Annotated in this window: 16 protein-coding genes; 8 read left to right on the forward strand and 8 right to left on the reverse strand. The window is 61.7% G+C overall.

Annotated features, from left to right (window positions below; all coding sequences use genetic code 11):
• Positions 1–118: 118 nt before the first annotated feature.
• On the forward strand, positions 119–886 hold the full coding sequence (locus tag DMP11_RS05920) for an energy-coupling factor transporter transmembrane component T family protein (protein ID WP_123185590.1): 768 nt from the start codon (positions 119–121) through the stop codon (positions 884–886).
• A gap of 106 nt (positions 887–992) precedes the next feature.
• Complete coding sequence (locus tag DMP11_RS05925) at positions 993–1,601, forward strand: biotin transporter BioY (protein WP_123185591.1); 609 nt, start codon at positions 993–995, stop codon at positions 1,599–1,601.
• A 67-nt stretch (positions 1,602–1,668) separates the two neighbouring features.
• Here DMP11_RS05925 and nrdD read toward each other — a convergent pair whose 3' ends face one another.
• The 4 genes from nrdD to DMP11_RS05945 form a co-directional block, all read right to left on the reverse strand.
• Positions 1,669–1,986, reverse strand: a complete 318-nt coding sequence (nrdD, locus tag DMP11_RS05930) for an anaerobic ribonucleoside-triphosphate reductase (RefSeq protein WP_211329075.1) — start codon at positions 1,984–1,986, stop codon at positions 1,669–1,671.
• Between the two features lie 459 nt (positions 1,987–2,445).
• On the reverse strand, positions 2,446–3,201 hold the full coding sequence (locus DMP11_RS05935; RefSeq protein ID WP_123185593.1) for a hypothetical protein: 756 nt from the start codon (positions 3,199–3,201) through the stop codon (positions 2,446–2,448).
• 75 nt (positions 3,202–3,276) lie between these two features.
• Entirely contained in the window at positions 3,277–4,680 is a 1,404-nt protein-coding gene (locus DMP11_RS05940; RefSeq protein ID WP_123185594.1) for a uracil-xanthine permease family protein, read from the reverse strand.
• A gap of 137 nt (positions 4,681–4,817) precedes the next feature.
• Positions 4,818–6,431, reverse strand: coding sequence for a helix-turn-helix transcriptional regulator (locus DMP11_RS05945; protein WP_148041099.1), 1,614 nt, complete (start codon positions 6,429–6,431; stop codon positions 4,818–4,820).
• Positions 6,432–6,706: 275 nt separating this feature from the next.
• Between DMP11_RS05945 and DMP11_RS05950 the strand changes: the two genes are divergently transcribed.
• The 4 genes from DMP11_RS05950 to nrfD are packed head-to-tail and all read left to right on the forward strand — an operon-like array spanning position 6,707 to position 11,077.
• Positions 6,707–8,302, forward strand: a complete 1,596-nt coding sequence (locus DMP11_RS05950) for a molybdopterin-dependent oxidoreductase (RefSeq protein WP_214647076.1) — start codon at positions 6,707–6,709, stop codon at positions 8,300–8,302.
• A 1-nt stretch (position 8,303) separates the two neighbouring features.
• Positions 8,304–9,341 (forward strand): molybdopterin-dependent oxidoreductase, encoded by a 1,038-nt coding sequence (locus DMP11_RS05955; protein WP_123185597.1) that lies wholly within the window; start codon positions 8,304–8,306, stop codon positions 9,339–9,341.
• A 36-nt stretch (positions 9,342–9,377) separates the two neighbouring features.
• Positions 9,378–10,046 (forward strand): 4Fe-4S dicluster domain-containing protein, encoded by a 669-nt coding sequence (locus tag DMP11_RS05960; protein WP_123185598.1) that lies wholly within the window; start codon positions 9,378–9,380, stop codon positions 10,044–10,046.
• Complete coding sequence (gene nrfD / locus DMP11_RS05965) at positions 10,046–11,077, forward strand: NrfD/PsrC family molybdoenzyme membrane anchor subunit (RefSeq protein ID WP_123185599.1); 1,032 nt, start codon at positions 10,046–10,048, stop codon at positions 11,075–11,077. The genes DMP11_RS05960 and nrfD overlap by 1 nt, the downstream gene beginning before the upstream one ends.
• Positions 11,078–11,161: 84 nt before the next feature.
• On the opposite strand, the gene DMP11_RS05970 is transcribed toward nrfD, so the two are convergent.
• From DMP11_RS05970 to DMP11_RS05985, 4 genes are all read right to left on the reverse strand, one after another.
• Positions 11,162–12,079 carry a 3-phosphoglycerate dehydrogenase gene (locus DMP11_RS05970; RefSeq protein ID WP_123185600.1) on the reverse strand — a complete coding sequence of 306 codons (918 nt, stop codon included), beginning with the start codon at positions 12,077–12,079 and terminating at the stop codon, positions 11,162–11,164.
• A 110-nt stretch (positions 12,080–12,189) separates the two neighbouring features.
• Positions 12,190–12,861, reverse strand: a complete 672-nt coding sequence (locus DMP11_RS05975) for a phosphatase PAP2 family protein (protein WP_161555308.1) — start codon at positions 12,859–12,861, stop codon at positions 12,190–12,192.
• Positions 12,862–12,933: 72 nt separating this feature from the next.
• Positions 12,934–13,479, reverse strand: coding sequence for a gamma carbonic anhydrase family protein (locus tag DMP11_RS05980; RefSeq protein ID WP_170155478.1), 546 nt, complete (start codon positions 13,477–13,479; stop codon positions 12,934–12,936).
• A gap of 30 nt (positions 13,480–13,509) precedes the next feature.
• Positions 13,510–15,003 carry an amidohydrolase gene (locus DMP11_RS05985; RefSeq protein WP_214647074.1) on the reverse strand — a complete coding sequence of 498 codons (1,494 nt, stop codon included), beginning with the start codon at positions 15,001–15,003 and terminating at the stop codon, positions 13,510–13,512.
• 391 nt (positions 15,004–15,394) lie between these two features.
• On the opposite strand from DMP11_RS05985, the gene DMP11_RS05990 reads away from it, so the two are divergent.
• Positions 15,395–15,844, forward strand: a complete 450-nt coding sequence (locus DMP11_RS05990; RefSeq protein WP_123185603.1) for a MarR family winged helix-turn-helix transcriptional regulator — start codon at positions 15,395–15,397, stop codon at positions 15,842–15,844.
• Positions 15,845–15,953: 109 nt separating this feature from the next.
• The gene (locus tag DMP11_RS05995) at positions 15,954–17,294 is read left to right on the forward strand and encodes an MATE family efflux transporter (protein WP_123185604.1); all 1,341 of its coding nucleotides are present in this window, start codon (positions 15,954–15,956) and stop codon (positions 17,292–17,294) included.
• The last annotated feature ends 53 nt before the right edge of the window (positions 17,295–17,347 follow it).

The following is a 17,347-nucleotide window of genomic DNA, read 5'->3' on the forward strand; positions in this document are numbered from 1 at the left end:
GAGACAGGGGAAGGCAGAAGGGGGGTGGCAGGGGGACGTACGCTTTTGACACGTTGAAGCGTGTCAAAAGCGTACGTCCCCCTGCCACCCCCCTTCTGCCTCACGATATAATTTGTCCATGAGCTTCTCGGCCCCCACCACATATATTCCCCGGCAATCGCCCCTCCATGCGCTCGACGCGCGGGTGAAGCTGGTGCTGCTTTTGGCCTATTCCATCTCGCTGTTCTTCTTGAACACCTGGGCGGGGCTGGGGCTGGCGGCGGCCGCGTTAGTGGCAACCGTGGCCCTCGGCCGCCTACCCGTGCGCCCCTTGCTGGCGCCGCTTGTGCCCCTGTACGTACTAGTAGCCGTCACGGTAGTGCTCAATTGCTTAAATGGCGGCGGGGGGAACCCGGGGTTTGACGCACAGCGGATGCTCGCCGCCCTCATGGTGGGCGCCCGCATTCTGCTGCTGGCGTGGGCAAGCCTGGCGGTAACCTACTCCACCGCTTCCAACCAGCTGATGGAGGCCTTCGCCAGTTTTCTGCATCCGCTGCGGAAGCTGGGGGCGCCCGTTGACGACGTTGCCCTCACCCTCAGCCTTGCGCTGCGATTCATTCCCCTTGTTGCCCAGCAAATGGAAGCGGTGCGGCGCGCCCAGTACAGCCGCGGCGCCGCCTTCGATGCGGGGGCGTTGGCCGCCATCAAGGCCTGGGGCGACACGCTGGTGCCGGTGTTAGTGGGGATGTTCCGCCGGGGCGAAGTGCTTGCCACCAGCATGGAAGCGCGGTGCTACGGCGCCCCCGGCCCGCGCACGCGCCTTGCCAGCAACCCCTTCACACCGGCGAACGCCCTGGTAGCAATAGCGGGACTGGCTGGGTGCGTCTGCGCCTGCCTCTTTCTCTAACCTTTGAGCAAAAACAACCTCTACGCTGGGCAGATTTGTAGTCGGTATTGCCCAGCGCTCTGGTAGACTCAATGACTTCGTTTCCTCTGCAAGAAAGGAATGCCCCATGGAAAACGTTATCCCCGCATCCGCCACCCAAAGCCGCGTGCGATCCATCGTGTTCGTTGCCATCGCCATCGCCCTGACGGCCGCCTGCGCCATGGTCACCGTGCCCCTGGGTCCGGTTCCCTTCACCTTGCAGAACTTCGCCATATCCTTCACCGTTCTGGCGCTGAAGCCCAAGGAAGCTGTAGCCGCCATTGCTGGATATCTGCTGCTGGGAGCCATCGGGCTGCCGGTGTTCTCCGGGTTTGCCGGCGGCATTGCGAAGCTGATGGGCCCCACCGGCGGCTTTTTGTGGGGTTACCTGGTGGGCGGCATTGCCGCCTGCGCCATTGTGGCTTTCGGCCGGAAAATCAGCGGGCCGAAGGAGGCGGTTGCCGGTGCCCGCTGGAAGCAGGTGCTGCGCTCGGCCGGCTGGGAAATTGCAGCCATGCTGGTGCTCATTTGCATCATCGACGCATGTGGCTGCCTGCAGTATATGGCACTGTACCAGGTAGACTTCATGGGCGCCTTCGCGGTGTGCGCCGCGCCCTTCCTGGCAGTTGACGTGTGCAAGGCGCTGGCCGCCATCGTGTGCGCCGAAGCCGTCCGCGCCGCTCTGCCCACCAAATAGCGCCATCTCCCCGACACGAAAGAAGGCTCCCCGCGCGGGGAGCCTTCTTGGTTTCAGGCGAAATAACTTAGCAGCCGCAGCGGATGCTGTGCTTCACGCGGTCGTGTTCTTCGCTGCGCTTAGCATCGTTAAAGCGATCCAGCGTGCCCACTAGGTAGCCCGTAATGCGACGGATTCGGTCGAACTGCTGCGGGGCCAGGCCGTAATGGATACCCACCTCTTCGCCGTCCACATCCAGCGTCAGCGACTCCAGGTGCCCGTGGGGGAACTTCTCGTAGGCGCGCTTCAGGTATGCCGCAATTTCCTCATCCGACACCGGAGCATCGGTGCTATGGGCGTAGTTCAGGGTAATCTTCACGCCTTCAACGGTCTTAGTTTCCATCATGGCCTCCTTGTTAGCGGTAAAATATCCATATGTAGTTAGCGCATACGAATACTAGCACAATATCTAGTTGATTAGGCAATAGTTTTTCAGGTGTATAAAAAGAAACCGGCAGCGTGCCGAGGCGGGCTGCCGGAATAAATAACCCCATCCGCCACCAGAAGGATGAACCCACCTCAAAAGGTGGGTGCTCGCAGCTTGCTTCCCGGCTTTCGTATCAACGGACACGAATCTCCGTTCCGCCAGCTATCTTGAGCTCCCTCGTTGTAATACGTCGGTCCATCGCGTAAATGTGGTGGGGACGAGGTCTGATTTCAGTATAGCCAACCGCAATGGCAATGGAAGTCTTGACATCACCTGTAGCTTAGGCGTTGAATGGACGTCCCCGTCCCCAGGCGCAAAAAACGGGCCCCGAAGGGCCCGCTCAATTCAACCGCGGCTGAATGCGCTGGATTTTAAGGCTTACGCCTCAGGCACGGCCGGAACCTGGGTGGTGCCATAGTCGGAGTAGTCGGCAGTCACGTCCACCTTCACGGTAACCTCCTGGCCCTGGGTGGTAGTGGTGCCCTCCACCGACATGGTGTTCTTCACCAGCTGATCAGAGCTGTCGAACACATAGGTGGCATCGATATCGCCCACCGAGTCAACACCGTCGAAGTCAACGCCAGCAGCAGAAGCGCCATCGGTCACTACGGTGTAGGTTTTCTGGCCGTTCGACTCGGAAACCGAAATCTCCTTCGCAGCATTCACGATGGCAATGGCCTTCTCGTTGTCCACACCCATGGAGTCGTCCAGTTCGTCGGCCATCTCATCGCTGATGTCCACCGTCTGGTCGCCCAGGCGCACCACGGCCTTGCTGCCGTCCATGAAGGTTTCCATGCCGTCCATCTCGGTACCAGGGGCGGTGATCTTGGCATAGCCCTTGTAGCCATCGGCGTTGTCCACCATGGCCAGAATGTCCATCGACTGCGTGAAGCTTTGGCCCTGGGCCGAAACGGTGGTGTCGGTGGAGGTGTCCACGGTCACGTTCGTCGCCTGGCCATTGATGAGGTCCACCAGTTCGGACTTCAGCTCTTCCGGGCTCTTCTCAGCGGCGGCCGGCTGCTCCTGTTGAGCCGGGGCGTCGCCCTCCGCTTTCGGGTTGGGCGCCTGAGAACAGCCGAACATGGCCAGCGCCATAGCGCCGCAAACCGCAACGCTCAAAAGTTGCTTCTTCATTGTTTTCCTTTCCTCCTGCAAATCGGCAAGGAACGATATTAGCCGTTTGCGCTTAATTTCGCCAGCCACGCCCGGCTAATCCAGCGGCAGGTTGGTCACTTCCGCTTCCAGTGGCAGGCCGATGTCGTCCGCTTCCGCCTGCGCCGCCAGCCCGCCGTCCCAGTAGGGCTCTTCGTTGGGCAGCGCCATATTCAGCAAGATGCCCACCAGCGAACCCACCGCCAAACCGGAAAGCGAAATGGTGACAGCCCCCACCATGAAGGTGATGGCGCCATCGGCGCTGTAGGCAATGCCCAGCGACAGTACCAGAATGATGGCCGCCACCAGCACATTGCGGCTGCGCATGAAGTCTACGTGGTTCTCCACCAAGTTGCGGATGCCCACCGCCGAAATCATGCCGTAGAGCACCAGCGACACGCCGCCGATGACGCACGCGGGCATGCAGGAGATGACTGCCGCGAACTTCGGGCAGAACGAGAACACGATGGCGAACAGGGCGGCAAGGCGCACCACGCGGGGGTCGAATACGCGGGTAAGGGCCAACACGCCGGTGTTTTCGCCGTAGGTGGTGTTGGCAGGGGCGCCGAACAGCGAAGCCAGCATGGTAGCCAGGCCATCGCCCAGAAGCGTGCGGTGCAGGCCCGGCTCGGCGATGTAGTTGCGATTGCAGGTAGAGCTGATGGCCGACATATCGCCGATGTGCTCGATGATGGTGGCGAAGGCCAGCGGCATGATGGTGATGATGGCGGTGATGGCCAGGCCGGCATCGAACTGGGCACCGAAGATGGAGAACACCGTGTTGTCCCACAGCACCGGCAGGCCCACCCAAGCGGCATCCGCCACCGGTTGCCAATCAACTTCGCCCACCAGCGCCGCCACAACGTAGGCCCCGATGACGCCCAGCAGAATGGGGATAATGCGGATCATGCCACGACCCCAGATGTTGCAAACGACGATGATGGCGATGGCCACAATGGCCACCAGCCAGTTGGTTTGGCAGTTGGCAATGGCGGACGAGGCCAGAATGAGGCCGATGCAGATAACGATGGGGCCCGTGACCACCGGTGGGAAGAAGCGCATCACGCGCTTCGGGCCGAACACCTTGAAGCACAGCGACAGCAACAGGTACAGAAGCCCTGAACAGGCTACGCCCAGACAGGCGTAGGGCAAAAGCTCCGCCTCGCCGTTAGGGGCGATAGCAGCGTAACCGGCGATGAAGGCGAAGGAGCTTCCCAGAAACGCCGGCACCTTCCCCTTGCTCAGCAGGTGGAACAAAAACGTGCCGAGGCCGGCAAACAGTAATGTAGCGGAAACCGATAGACCCGTAAGGGTGGGCACCAAAATGGTAGCGCCGAACATGGCGAACATGTGCTGCAGCCCGAACAGGGCCATCTTGGGCGTCCCTTGAGTGCGCGCGTCGTATACGGCGTCGGGAGCGTCCTTTGCTCCCATAGTGGGCACGGGCTTGGTTTCCTTCATGAGGCCTCCTTACATAGCGGCCCCCTCGCCCCGCGCGAAAAGACCTTTGCCATTATGGCACCGCAAACGCCACCGCAACCCCTGTTCCTAAAAGCGCGGCGAGATTTTTTGGCAAAGGAAATACCCGGGGCGCACCGCTACGCCGAATCACCCATTTCGTTCTTTTGGTACACCAGGTCCAACAGCTCTTGCCTGTTGCTCACGCCGAGCTTTTTGTAAATATGGGCGATGTGGGTCTTCACTGTGTTCTCGGCAATGAACAGCTCTTCCTGGATGTAGAGACGGGTGCGGCCCTGGGCAAGCAACACCATAACATCGGTTTCACGCGGCGAGAGCCCTTTTTCGCGGGCAATTTCAAGGCAGCGCCCCTCGATGCTCTCCCCCAAACGGTCGGTAGCCGCCGGCGCTAATTCCGCCTCGACTGTTGGCGCCTGAACGGCGTCTTCCGCGGGCTGCTCGGCGGCGGGGCGGCGCCCCTCCCCTGTCTTCACCGCCACAATAGTAAGAATGTAGAGAATGGTGATGGCCGCCACCGAAGCCACTGTCTCCAGCATCTCGGCCTCGCCTATGAGCACTAACCATGCGATGGAGCTTGCCGCATAGGCCGCCAGCGCCAACCCCGCCAGATGGTGCGGGGCCATGCGCACGCTCCGCACAACGCAAAACACCGTTGCCCAAAACAGGATGTGGGCAAACGAATCGTTCAAGCACATGGAAGTGTACAGAATGGCGGACTGGGGCCCTTGGGTGTACAGGAGCACAATGGAGGTGAGCTCGGTAAGCACCACCAGCAAAAACGCCGGCTGAAAGCGCTTGAGAGCAGAGGCGCCCTCGGTATCCACCACGGCAAACCGGGCGAACAGGGCCACGCATACAGCGTAGAGCAGCACCAACCCCGCAGAAGAGGTCATCGGCGTGGGGTCAAACGGAGAATCCCAGGTACCCACGGGGCTCAGAGTGCGCACCGTGGCCAGCAACAATGCCGTGGCCAGCAGCATCACGGTTCTCGCCCGTGCCGCTCGCAGGCGGGCGGCCCCAGCCCCATCGGAGGGCCCAGCCAAGGCCGCTGCCCTACCACGGGCAAGAAGGCTTCGCAGGGAAAGCGATGCCTCCGCAACGGCAGAACCCGCCGCGGCCGGACCGGCCCCTTCCGTCCCTTCGCCGTCTGCCACCGGCACTGACGATTGGGCCCGCTCCACCAAACGCTGCGCGCCGTAGAGCAACCCCGCCGACACCAGCGGCAGTGCCACCGCAATGGCGGTAAGCGTCGACTGGTCGAAGGTGGATTCCAGCCCCACCCGTACAACCGGCTCCATGATAAGCGCCGCCGCTATGCAGTAAGCAATGCGGCCCACCGATCCGTCCCCCACAAACAGGAGGCCGTATCGCACCACGAACCAGCAATAGCTGAACCCCAGCGCAACCAACCCTGCAGCGCACAGGGCGCCCGGAGAAAACAATACCTGGAAAGGCGCCATCGCTATGCAGGCGGTGCCAACGGAACCCACTACCGGCATGAGCACCGCGAGGTGGGCCACTTTCCCCTTTGCCGTCCGCGGCAGAACCATGTAAGCCACACTGAGAACGAAAATGCCCACCAGGAAAAAAGCACGGGGGTTCACGCCAAGCAACTGGGGAAGGGAATCCCTCAGGCTGAAAGTATGGTCGGAAAGCGATGACCATACATACACCAGCATAAGCCCGATCGCCACAAATACGGAGCTTCCCATCGAAGCAGACGAACGACGCACCGGCAGCCTCCTCCCCCAATGCAAAATAGCCCTCCCCCATGACTTAGCAAAAGCATTTTATCCGAAGCCATTGCAAATGAAAATGCATCCCCCAAACCGGGCTATGCGGCTGACATGGGCATTTGCAAATTTCACCCCGTTTCGTTGATTGGAAAACTGGCCAACGGAAGGAAAGATGGGTTCAGGCGACAAAACGAAGGAGGGCGTCGCCGCGACAAACCCATAAGAAGAAAGGGGAAGGTATGGAACGAGGAAGGGGAGCAAAAGGGAAACTGATGCTTGCGGCGATTACCGTCACAGCGGCCTCTATGATTGCGGCCGGCTGTGCCCAAAGCGCGCCACAGGAACAGGCGGCGCCGGACGAGCCAGTGTACGAAAATTCCCTTGCCGAAGCAGAAGCCTATTTGGAAGAGGTGAACGCCCGTCAAAACGAAATCAATAAGGAGTACGCGCCGGAGATTCGCACGCTGAAGGACGGCACCAAGGTGCAGCGCACCCCCAGCGAATACGAGTGCTACCACTGGAGCAAGCCCTATTGGGGAGGCACTTCTTACAACAACTACTTCCTTGATGCAGACAACCGCGGCTGCAACGCCTGTCACGAAGACCTGGCCGACACGCTGCGAAATATGGAGTACACCCATCTGACAGTATGGAACGACTATCTGCAGCCTTGGATCACCGTCGACCAGTGCATGCTATGCCACAGCGAAGACGATGGCTACGAAATGGGCACTCTCATGCATGCAGTGCACTATGGCGAGCGCGTACGCACCACCTTCGAGGAACGCGGCGGCCAATGCATGAGCTGTCACAACATGACCGAGGGCGGCCAGGGCATCGAGTTGTGGGACCAAGTAAAATACGACCACATGGACGGCGTGGTGAAGGTTGAGGACGTTCAAGGCGACTTTGTTTTCGACCAGGACACCACAGTGCCTGGAGAAGAGCTGTTCACCTACGACTGGGTGCATTCCGATTACGACCATTTGATCAAAATCATGGGCAAGAACAGGCTGAATCTGGAGATGCCCCTCGATGTGGTAGAGAACTGGGAAATCAACATGAGCGGCCTGGTGAACAAACCCTTCACCGCCAAACTGGGCGACCTGATCAAGGAAGCCGAGAGCGCCGGCGTTACCGTGACCAAGCTTTCCAAGATGGAGTGCCTGGACAACATGCCTGGTGCTGCCGGAATCGGCCAAGTGGAAATCACCGGCATTCCGTTCACCTGGCTGCTGGAGAAAGCCGGAGGCGCTCAGGACGGCTTTACCGGCGTTATCTTCGATCGCCAGGAGTTCCACAACGATGTGCACCACAGCACTCGCGGCGTTGCGGAGAACAAATTCGCCAACGTGTATTTGGTGTACAAAATCGATGGCAAGCGCCTGACCCCCAGTCAGGGCGCCCCCTGCATCAACTGGGTTGAGGCTTGCGATGCCCAGGGCAACATTAAGCAATGCCGAGGCTACATCCTCACCGACGAGGACAAAGACTGGGCCGCCGTACTGGAATGCGGCTTCAACAACTACGGCACGGGCCCCTACATGAACAAACCCAACGTCACCGTGCTGAAGGTCCCCGAGGGCAAGATCATCGAAACCGGCAAGCCCTTCACCTTTGAAGGCTACGCCGATGCCTTCGATGAAGCTGTAACCACCATCGAGTTTTCCATGGACAACGGCAAAACCTGGACCACCTTCGACCTAGGCCAGACCGACCCCCGCCAATGGGTGTACTGGCACTTTACCTGGACGCCGGAAAGCGACGGCAGCTATGTGCTAATGGCTCGCGGGATTACCGAAACCGGCCTGGTAAGCGAAGAGCCCCAAAAAGTAATGGTTACCGCCAAGAGCAACCTGGAGGCATAACATGAAACACGCAACGGGAGTCAAGATTTTCAGCTGCACCATGGGCGCCAGCCTGGTGCTTGGCGGAATAGGCGCCATCACGCCGGCACTTGCCCAGCAATGGGGCGCCGATGCGCCGGCATGCGCCAACGGCGCCATCACGCGCAATGCCGTGGACTACCAGAAGATTGCCAACGTGTCGGGCAGCTTCTCCTTCACCCAAGACACCCTTACCCCTGCCGATGAGGTGTTCAACCTGTTCGGCACCGCCGTTACCTCAATGTGCGCCAAACCCGGCTACGCCTTCGACAAGGTGGCCTACGAGGAGTATTACCTGAACGTGGGCGGAATGGTAGACAAGGTGCACACCGTCAGCCTGGCCGAACTTGCAAACATGGACGAGAAGCAGCAGCAGAATATGCGCTGCTCCTGCGGCATGAGCCCAGCGCTGTCCATGGCCAATGTCACCGGCGTCAAAGTGTCCGACATGGTGGAACTGGCGGGCGTGTCGCCCGAGGCGAACACCATCACATTCAAGGACAAGGACGGCTACGGGCTTCCGCTTCCGCTTTCCTATGTGACGGAAAAGGAAGCGCTGCTGGTGTATCAGATTGACGGCCAACAGCTGCCCGAAGGCGAGCGGCTGCAGGTATGGATTCCCGACACAGTAGCCAAATACTTCACCCGCGCCGTTACCGACATCGAGCTTTCGGTTTCCGACGAGCTGCCCCCCGTTGAGGGCCCCGATGCGGAATACCGGGCAAAGGTGAATATCCTGAACACGGTAAACGGCACTTTTAAGGTGGGAGACATGATTTCCTTCGAGGGCTATGCCGATGACTGCGGCAACCAGGTAACTGCCGTGGAGTTCTCGCTTGACGGCGGCGAAACCTGGACCGCCTTCGATACCACCGCCTCCGGCACCGACAGCTGGGTATATTGGCACTTCGATTACGTTACCGAGGCCGAAGGCATTTTCAAGCTGGATGTACGGGCGGTCACCGACGACGGCACCGTGTCTCCCCTGGCTTCGAGCATGGTGTTCGAGGTGGAGGAATAGGCCTGCGCACTGCTTCAATTGTGAAAGCGAGTTGATATGGAACACAAGAACATAACGCGCCGCTCCCTGCTATGCGCTTCGGCAGCTGGCGCGGGCACGGTGGCCCTAGGAGGTGCATGGGGGCTGACAGGCCGGGCCCACGCGGATGACGCGGCGGGTACTATCGCTGGCGGGCCGGTCGAACAATACGGGTTTTTAGTGGCCCTCACCCGCTGCTCTGGCTGCGGCCGCTGCGTAGAGGCCTGCCGAAAGGGTAACCGCCTTTCCGATTCCACTGAAGACCGGCGCCACGTTGAGTCCTACACGCGCACTCGGGGGCGGACGTTTTTCGCCTCCACCTCGTGCATGCACTGCGCCGAACCCAGCTGCATGAGCGTATGCCCCGCCGGAGCCATCTGGAAGGACGAGAGAGGATTAGTGCGCGTTGACCAGCAGCGTTGCATGGGCTGCAAATACTGCTACCAGGCCTGCCCTTATGGCGTGCCCACCTATAACGAGGTTGCCATGGACAAGTGCGACGGCTGTCGCAGCGCCGAGCTGGATGACGGCGAAGACCCCTACTGCGTGCAGGCCTGCAAGTTTGGCGCCCTGGAGTTTGGCCCCGTAAGCCAGTTGAAGGCAACGGCTGGCGACGCCGCCGTGGCCATCGCCGAGGCGAACCGTCCATCCTGCTTGGTGCTGGCACCGGAAAAGGGGGTGTCGTGATGCAAACGATTTGGGGTTGGCAACCGGCGCTGTACCTGTTTTTGGGCGGCATGGGCGGCGGTGCGTTTTTAACCGCCGCAGTGCTGTACCTGCGCGATCGCACCGGCAACAACCGCGTGATTTGCGCCTCCATGTGGGCGGCGGTTATCAGCTTGGCCGTGGGCCTGTTGCTGCTGCTGTCCGAGCTGGTTACGCCGGCGCGCGGCCTGATGATGTGGCAGAGCTTTTCGCATTTCACCTCTTGGATGACCTACGGAGCATGGGGCGCCTTCGCAGCTATTGTGGTGTTTGGCGTATCCGCCTTGCTGGCCACCGAAAAGCTCATGGTGCCGGTACGCAAGCGCGGAGGCTGGCTGGCCGCCCATGAAACCGGACTGCGAAGCGGGTTGGCTATAGTCGGCATCGTGCTAGGCGCCTTTGTGGCAGTTTACACCGGCATGCTGCTGATGGCACCCGCCAGCGTACCGCTTTGGAACACGCCCCTGCTCCCGCTTTTATTTACGGTATCCGCCTTTGATACCGGCGTGGCTCTGGTGGAGGTGATGGCCGTAGTGGCAGCTCGCAAGGATCCACTGGGGGCCGACGCCAAACGATTCTTGGAACGTTGCGTAGTGGTGCTGGTGCTGCTGGAGGCCGTGGTGCTAGCTGCGTTCCTGGGCACGGCGCTCGCCGGCGGCACCGATGCTGCGGCAGCAACGGCAGCGGCCTCTGCTGCAATGCTGGTGGGAGGACCGCTAGCCGGCTGGTTCTGGGTGCTGCTGGTGGCGGCCGGTCTGGCCCTACCGCTGACGGTGGCCGTTGTCGGGCTGGTGCGCAAGCCCGCTTCCCCAAGCGCAAGAGACGCAGCAGCGGACACTGGAGACGGCGAGGGCACTGCGAACGCCGCAACCAAGTCGCAGCCGAAGCGATGGCTGCCCCTTGCCGGTGCCTGCGGTGCCCTGGCAGGCGGCTGCGCCCTGCGGTTCCTCGTGCTGGCGGCCGGCGTGCACGCAAACCTGGCCTCCGAAACCATCCTCAGGCTTCTCGGGTAGCTGCGCCCTCCTTTACCCGCAATAAAAGAGGGGCGGCCAACTGGCCGCCCCGTGTAGCACTTCGGTTGATGTTGCCTGGTGCTCTTACATATTTACACAGTGCGTTTTCGTACCATCGGCCAGGTAGGCCATTACTTCTTGCACTGCCATGATGGCGCAGTTGTCTTCTGCTTCCTCGGTGGAAGCTCCCAGGTGCGGGATGACGATGGCACGGGGCATCTGCATCACGGCGGGGTTGGCGAAGTCGGTCACGTAGGCGCGCACGCGGCCCGCCTCCATGGCGGCCGTCAGGGCGGCGTCGTCCACCAGGGTGTCGCGGGCGAAGTTCAGCAGCACCACATCGTCTTTCATCTGGGCCAGAGCCTCGGCGCTCACCATGCCCTTGGTGGCCGGAGTGGCCGGCACATGGATGGTGACGAAATCCGCCTGCGGGTACAGGTCGGCCAAATTTTCTACATATACCAGATTCGGCGAAATTTCCGCCGCCTTCTCTGCACTGCTGTAGGGGTCGTAGCCTACCACCTTCATGCCCAGCGCCTCGGCCGCCCGGGCCACCAGCTTGCCGATGGCCCCCAGGCCGATCACGCCCAGCGTCTTGCCGGTTATCTCGGTGCCGGCAAACTGCTTCTTGGCCTTCTCGGCCGCCTTGCCGATGTTCTCGTCGGCCGCATTGTCGCGGCACCACTGCACGCCGCCGATGATGTCGCGGGAAGCCATCAACATGCCCGCCAGCACCAGCTCCTTCACCGCATTGGCGTTGGCGCCCGGAGTGTTGAACACCGCCACGCCGGATTCCGCCAGTTTCTCCAGGGGAATGTTGTTTACGCCTGCGCCGGCGCGGGCCACCGCTTTCAGGTTCGCGGGGATATCCATCTCGTGCATGTTGGCTGAGCGCACCAAGATGACGTCCGCTTCCTCAACGTTGTCGGTCAGCTGGTAGTTCTCGTCCAACAGCTCCAACCCTTTGGCGGAAATGTTGTTCAAGCAGTGCACTTTGTACATGGCGCGCTCCTTTCGCAGATGGTTTCCTAAGGATAGCGCTCTTGGCCGCGCCCCCTTGCCGGCCAGCCCCTCTGCGGGGAAAATCGAAACCGTTGCGGCCGCCTGACGAGCTAGCCCACCTTTTCGCTCGAAGCGTTTCTCGACGACCGGTCAACCACGCGGGGCCACAGCAGGGCCGCTACCGGCAGCGCCACGCCTCCGCAAAGCAGCAACGAGCCCAGCACGTCCGAGGGCCAATGGACCCCCAGGTAAACGCGGGTGAAACCAATGTAGGCCACCCACAGTACAGCCGCTACCGCCAAGGCCGTGCGGGCTGGGCGCGGCCACCGGGGATGCAGCTTCAGAAGCACGAACACGGCAAGGCCCACTGCCACCACCGCTACAAAAGTGTGGCCCGAGGGAAACGACGCGTTCCAGGGAAACTCAATGAGGTTCATGCCGATGGGGCGCGGGCGGCTTAGCGCGAACTTGGTGCCCTCTACCAGCAGATACGTCACCACCAAAGCGCCCACGTACAAGCCGGCTGCCCGTCGTTGGCGCCGCACCAGCAGGTACGCCAGCATGGCCGTCGCCACTATCAGGCAGGGTATGGTGTCGGAAAGCTCCGTAGCGAAGGCGATGGCGGGAGTGATCGCCGGGTTGCGCAGGGGGAATATCGCCCCTTGCACAGCGCCGTCGAACGCCGCCACCCACAGCGCATTGGCGGCCACACTCACCAGCAGCGCGCCGTACAGCACGGCGCAAACCGCGGCTATCGCCAAAAGCGCGTTACGTTTTCCCATTTTCAACCCTCCGAACAAGTCTATTCGCCCCCACATGCCACACGGGACATTCCGCTTGGCGGAGCTAGGCGGCTATTCCTGCCAGGGGGCGGGGACGGCGCCGGTGAGCAGCCAGCCCTCGGCCGCTAAGCGCTGACCCACTTCCACATACTCCCGGATATTCTCGGCCAAGGACGCCCGCTCCGCCTCGGTGAGGGGGCGCACCGCCTTCGCCGGCGAGCCGATCACCAACATGCCGTCGGGAATGCGGGCGCCGCCGGTAACCAGCGCACCGGCGCCGATGAGGCAGCTCTCCCCCACCTGCGCGCCGTCCAGCACTGTGGCCCCCATGCCCACCAGCGTGCGGTTGCCAATGGTGCAACCGTGCACCACTGCCCCATGGCCGATGGTCACGTCGCTACCCACCACCGTGGGAGCGTTGGGGCTCACGTGCAGACACGCCCCCTCTTGCACGTTGCTGCGATCGCCTAAGCTGATATAGGTGCCGCAGTCGCCCCGCAGCACCGCGTTGAACAGGATGCAGCACTCTTCCCCAATGGTCACATCGCCAATTACCACGGCGTTCTTAGCCACATGGGCCGAAGGGGCCACTGCGGGTGTTTTTCTTGCAGGTTCCATAACCATCCTTTCTGTTTGGACGATTATCCCCTAGAACACGCGCCGACCTCCCACAAAAGTGGCCCGCACACAGGCTTTCTGGATGTCGGCCGCCTCGCACGTGGTCACGTTGCGGTCCAGCACGATGAAGTCGGCCAGATAGCCGGGGGCCAAACGGCCCAGCTCATGCCCGCGATTTGCCGCCGCGGCGCTGCCCACCGTGTAGGCACGCAAGGCCTCCTGTGCCGTAATGCACTGGGCGGGCAGCCAGCCTCCTTCCGGCTGATGGGTGTCGGCGTCCTGACGGGTGACGGCGGTGTACACCGCATCCAATGGGTTGGTGGCGGTAACCGGGGAATCGGTGCCGAAGGCCAGCGTCGCCCCTTCGTCCAGCAGGGTGCGGAAAGGCCACATGTAGGGCACCCGGGCCGGCCCCAGGTCGCGCTCGGGGCCGCCGGGGTCCAGCGTGATATGGCGCGGCTGCACCGATGCCACCACCCCCAAGCGAGCCAGCCGCCCCATGTCGGCCGGCTGGAAGTTTTCCAGATGCTCGATGGTGTTGCGGGGTTTCGCAAGCGCGCCATCGGCCGCCGCTTCCTCTTCGAAAAAATCCAGCAGCCGGTGAATGGCCTCATCGCCGATGGCGTGGATGCGCACCGGCTGACCTTCCGCATGGGCCTTTGCCAGCAGCCGCCGCATTTCCTGTGGCTCCACCGTGGGGCGCCCGTTGTCGCCGGGGAAGCGGGGGTTAGTGTAGGGGCTATGCACCCATGCGGTATGTTGACTGGAAACTCCGTCGAAGAACTGCTTGTAGCCCTGCGCCTGCAGCAGCGGATGATTGAGCTGTTGCTGCAGCTGAGCCAGGCGATCAGAGCCGTCCAACAATGTAGGGAACAAATGGGTGCGCACCGTAAGCTGTCCCGCGTCCAGCAGCTGCTGGTACAGGTCGTCCCGCACGAAATCCAGCCCTGGCAGCGCCATCAGGGACACGTCACACACGCTGGTGATGCCTTCGGCGTTCAGTTTGGCGAACAGGCCGCGATAGGCGTCCAGCAGCTCTTCCGGGGAAAACTCCGCCACGATGCGGGGCATCAGCTGCATGGCCGCCGCTTCCCGCACGATACCGGTGAGGCGGCCGCTGGCGTCTTTGTCGTAGCTGCCGCCGGCGGGGGGCACAGAGCTTTCCGTGATACCCAGCCGCTCCAGAGCGCAGGAATTGAGCCACAGGGTATGGGCATCGCCGGAATACATGGCCACCGGGCGGTTGGGATAGGCGGCATCCAGCGATGTCTTCGTCGGCGCAACGGGCGGGTTCCACAGGTAGTCGCGCCACCCCTGGGTGAGCAGCCAGCCGCCTTCGGGGCGCCGCGCCGCCAGCGGGGCCAGCCGCGCCACCGCGTCCGCCTCGTTTTCGCCGCAGTAGCGCTCCGCCAAAGGCGAGAGGTACAGCGCCGTATGGAACATATGGATATGCGCATCGTGGAATCCGGGCATGAGAAAGCCCTCCGGGAATTCCAACACCGGCAACGATGCCCCGCCAGCCATCGCATTTTTGGCACCTTCGAAAACGCCGCGGGGTTCCTTCCCGCTCCATGCTACCGCGTCTGCGAGCGCTGCAGGCGGCCCTGTCCACACAATCCGGTCGCCCCGCACCGCAACAGCCACCGCGCCGCCAAGCACCCCATCGCCCGAAAAGCCACATCCGGCCATTACCGCATAATCGGCACCAGCCCTCACCCTCATCACGCTTCCTTTCTGCCTGCGGTTGTCGCAGCCAGTATAGTTCAGCGCGCAACCGCCAGATGTTGATGTGACGAAATGGTGAGGGTTGCTGTTTTGGTCTGAAATCATACCGAGATTCAGTATGATTTCGTACTATCACTAGTACGCTTTCGTACTAAACCAAGAAACCACCTTGCTAGAATCAGGATCAGCGATGACGAGCCCCGCAAAAAACCGCACTGCCACCGAATGCATTGCCATGGTCAACCGCTTCAACGAAGAACTTACTGAGCTCTATCACGAATTTGCCCGGAAAAAGGGGCTCTCCGACAGCGCCTTCAACGTTCTGTACGCCCTTTACGAGCAGGATGGCCAACGGCAGCTGGAGCTCTGCAAAACCAGCCTCATGCCCAAGCAAACGCTGGCCTCGGCCCTGAAGCGGCTCACGACGCAAGACCTGGTGCGCATCGAAAACGAAAGCCGCCGCGTGTCGCGGGTGTTCCTCACGGAAAAGGGCAGGCAGCAGGCCGAAGCCGTAATTGCCCCTCTGGTACAGGCGGAAATCGCCGCCACCCGTGCCCTTCCCCCCGAGATGCTCCAACAGCTGCCGCGAATCTTATCCCGATACCTGGAAACACTCAGCGCGGGATTCGACGCCCTATAGGCGAGACGCCAGCTTCCCCCAATCCACGCCACACCGCCCTGCCCGCAAGCCCAGCCGTCAGGCAAGCACCGCTTCGCGGCTTCCGCCCAACGCAACTAAAGGATTACCCATGGCTCAAGACATGAACCGCCACTTCACGCTCAGCGCCCTGCTGAAATTCACCTTCCCCACCATTTGCATGATGATTTTCACCTCCCTCTACACGGTGGTGGACGGCTTTTTCGTGTCGAATTACATAGGAAAGACCGCGCTGGCCGCGGTGAACCTGGCTTGGCCCATCATCATGATCCTGGCTACCGTGGGCCTCATGACCGGCACCGGCGGCAGCGCCCTGATAGCGAAAACCCGCGGCGAGGGCGACGACGAACAGGCCAACCGCTACTTCAGCATGCTGGTTTTCTTCACCATCGCCGTGTCCCTGGTGCTGGGAGCGCTGGGGCAGGCCGCCATCGTGCCGGCCATGCAGGCGTTCGGCGCCGACGGCCCGCTGCTGGATTCCGCCGTCTCGTACGGCCGCTGGCTGCTGGGGATGCTGCCGTTTTTCGCGTTGCAATTCGCTTTTGAAGTGCTGTTTTCCACCGCAGGCAAGCCCCATTACGGCTTCTTCGTGGTGGTGGCCGGCGGCGTTACCAACGTGGTGCTGGACTGGCTGTTCATCTGCGTGCTGGGCTGGGGCATCGACGGCACCGCCATCGCCACGGGCCTGGGGCAAGTGGTGGGCGGCGCCATTCCGCTGGTGTATTTCGCCCGGCGCCACAACTCCAGCTTCCTGCGGCTGCGCTGGACGCGCCCCGAATGGCGCCCCATCGGCAAAGCGTGCCTGAACGGCTGCTCGGAGTTGGTGTCCAACATCGCCATGAGCCTGGTGACCATGCTGTACAACTTCCAGCTGATGGCCTACATCGGCGAAGACGGCGTGGCCGCCTACAGCGTCATCGGCTATACCGCCATGATATTCGGCGCCGTTTTCATGGGCTACGCGGTTGGGTCGTCGCCGCTGATGAGCTACCAGTTCGGCGCCGGCAACCATGGCGAAATGCGCAGCATCCTGTTGAAGAGCCTGGGGCTGATAGGCGCGAGCAGCCTGGCGATGTTCCTGGCGGCTCAATGGCTGGCGGCGCCGCTCTCTGCCATCTTCGTCAGCTACGACCCCGAGCTTCTAGACTTCACCGTGCACGCCTACAAGCTCTACGCGCTGGCCTTCCTCATCATGGGGCTGCCCATTTACCTGTCGGCCCTGTTTACCGCTTTGAATAATGGCGTGGTTTCAGCCGTCATCGCCTTCATGCGCACCCTGGTTTTCGAGTGCGGCGCGGTAATCCTGCTGCCGCTGGTCTGGGGCATCAACGGCATCTGGCTTTCGGTTTCAGTGGGCGAACTGGCGGCGGCCCTGCTGGCCGTGGGCTTTTTGGTGGCCCTGCGAAAGAGGTATGGATTCGCGAAGAAATAGCCCCGCAGGCCAAACGCGGCCGCTGCGAAAGGGGCGGCGGTTTGCTATAGTAA

Source organism: Parvibacter caecicola (assembly GCF_003725335.1).
Lineage (GTDB): Bacteria > Actinomycetota > Coriobacteriia > Coriobacteriales > Eggerthellaceae > Parvibacter > Parvibacter caecicola.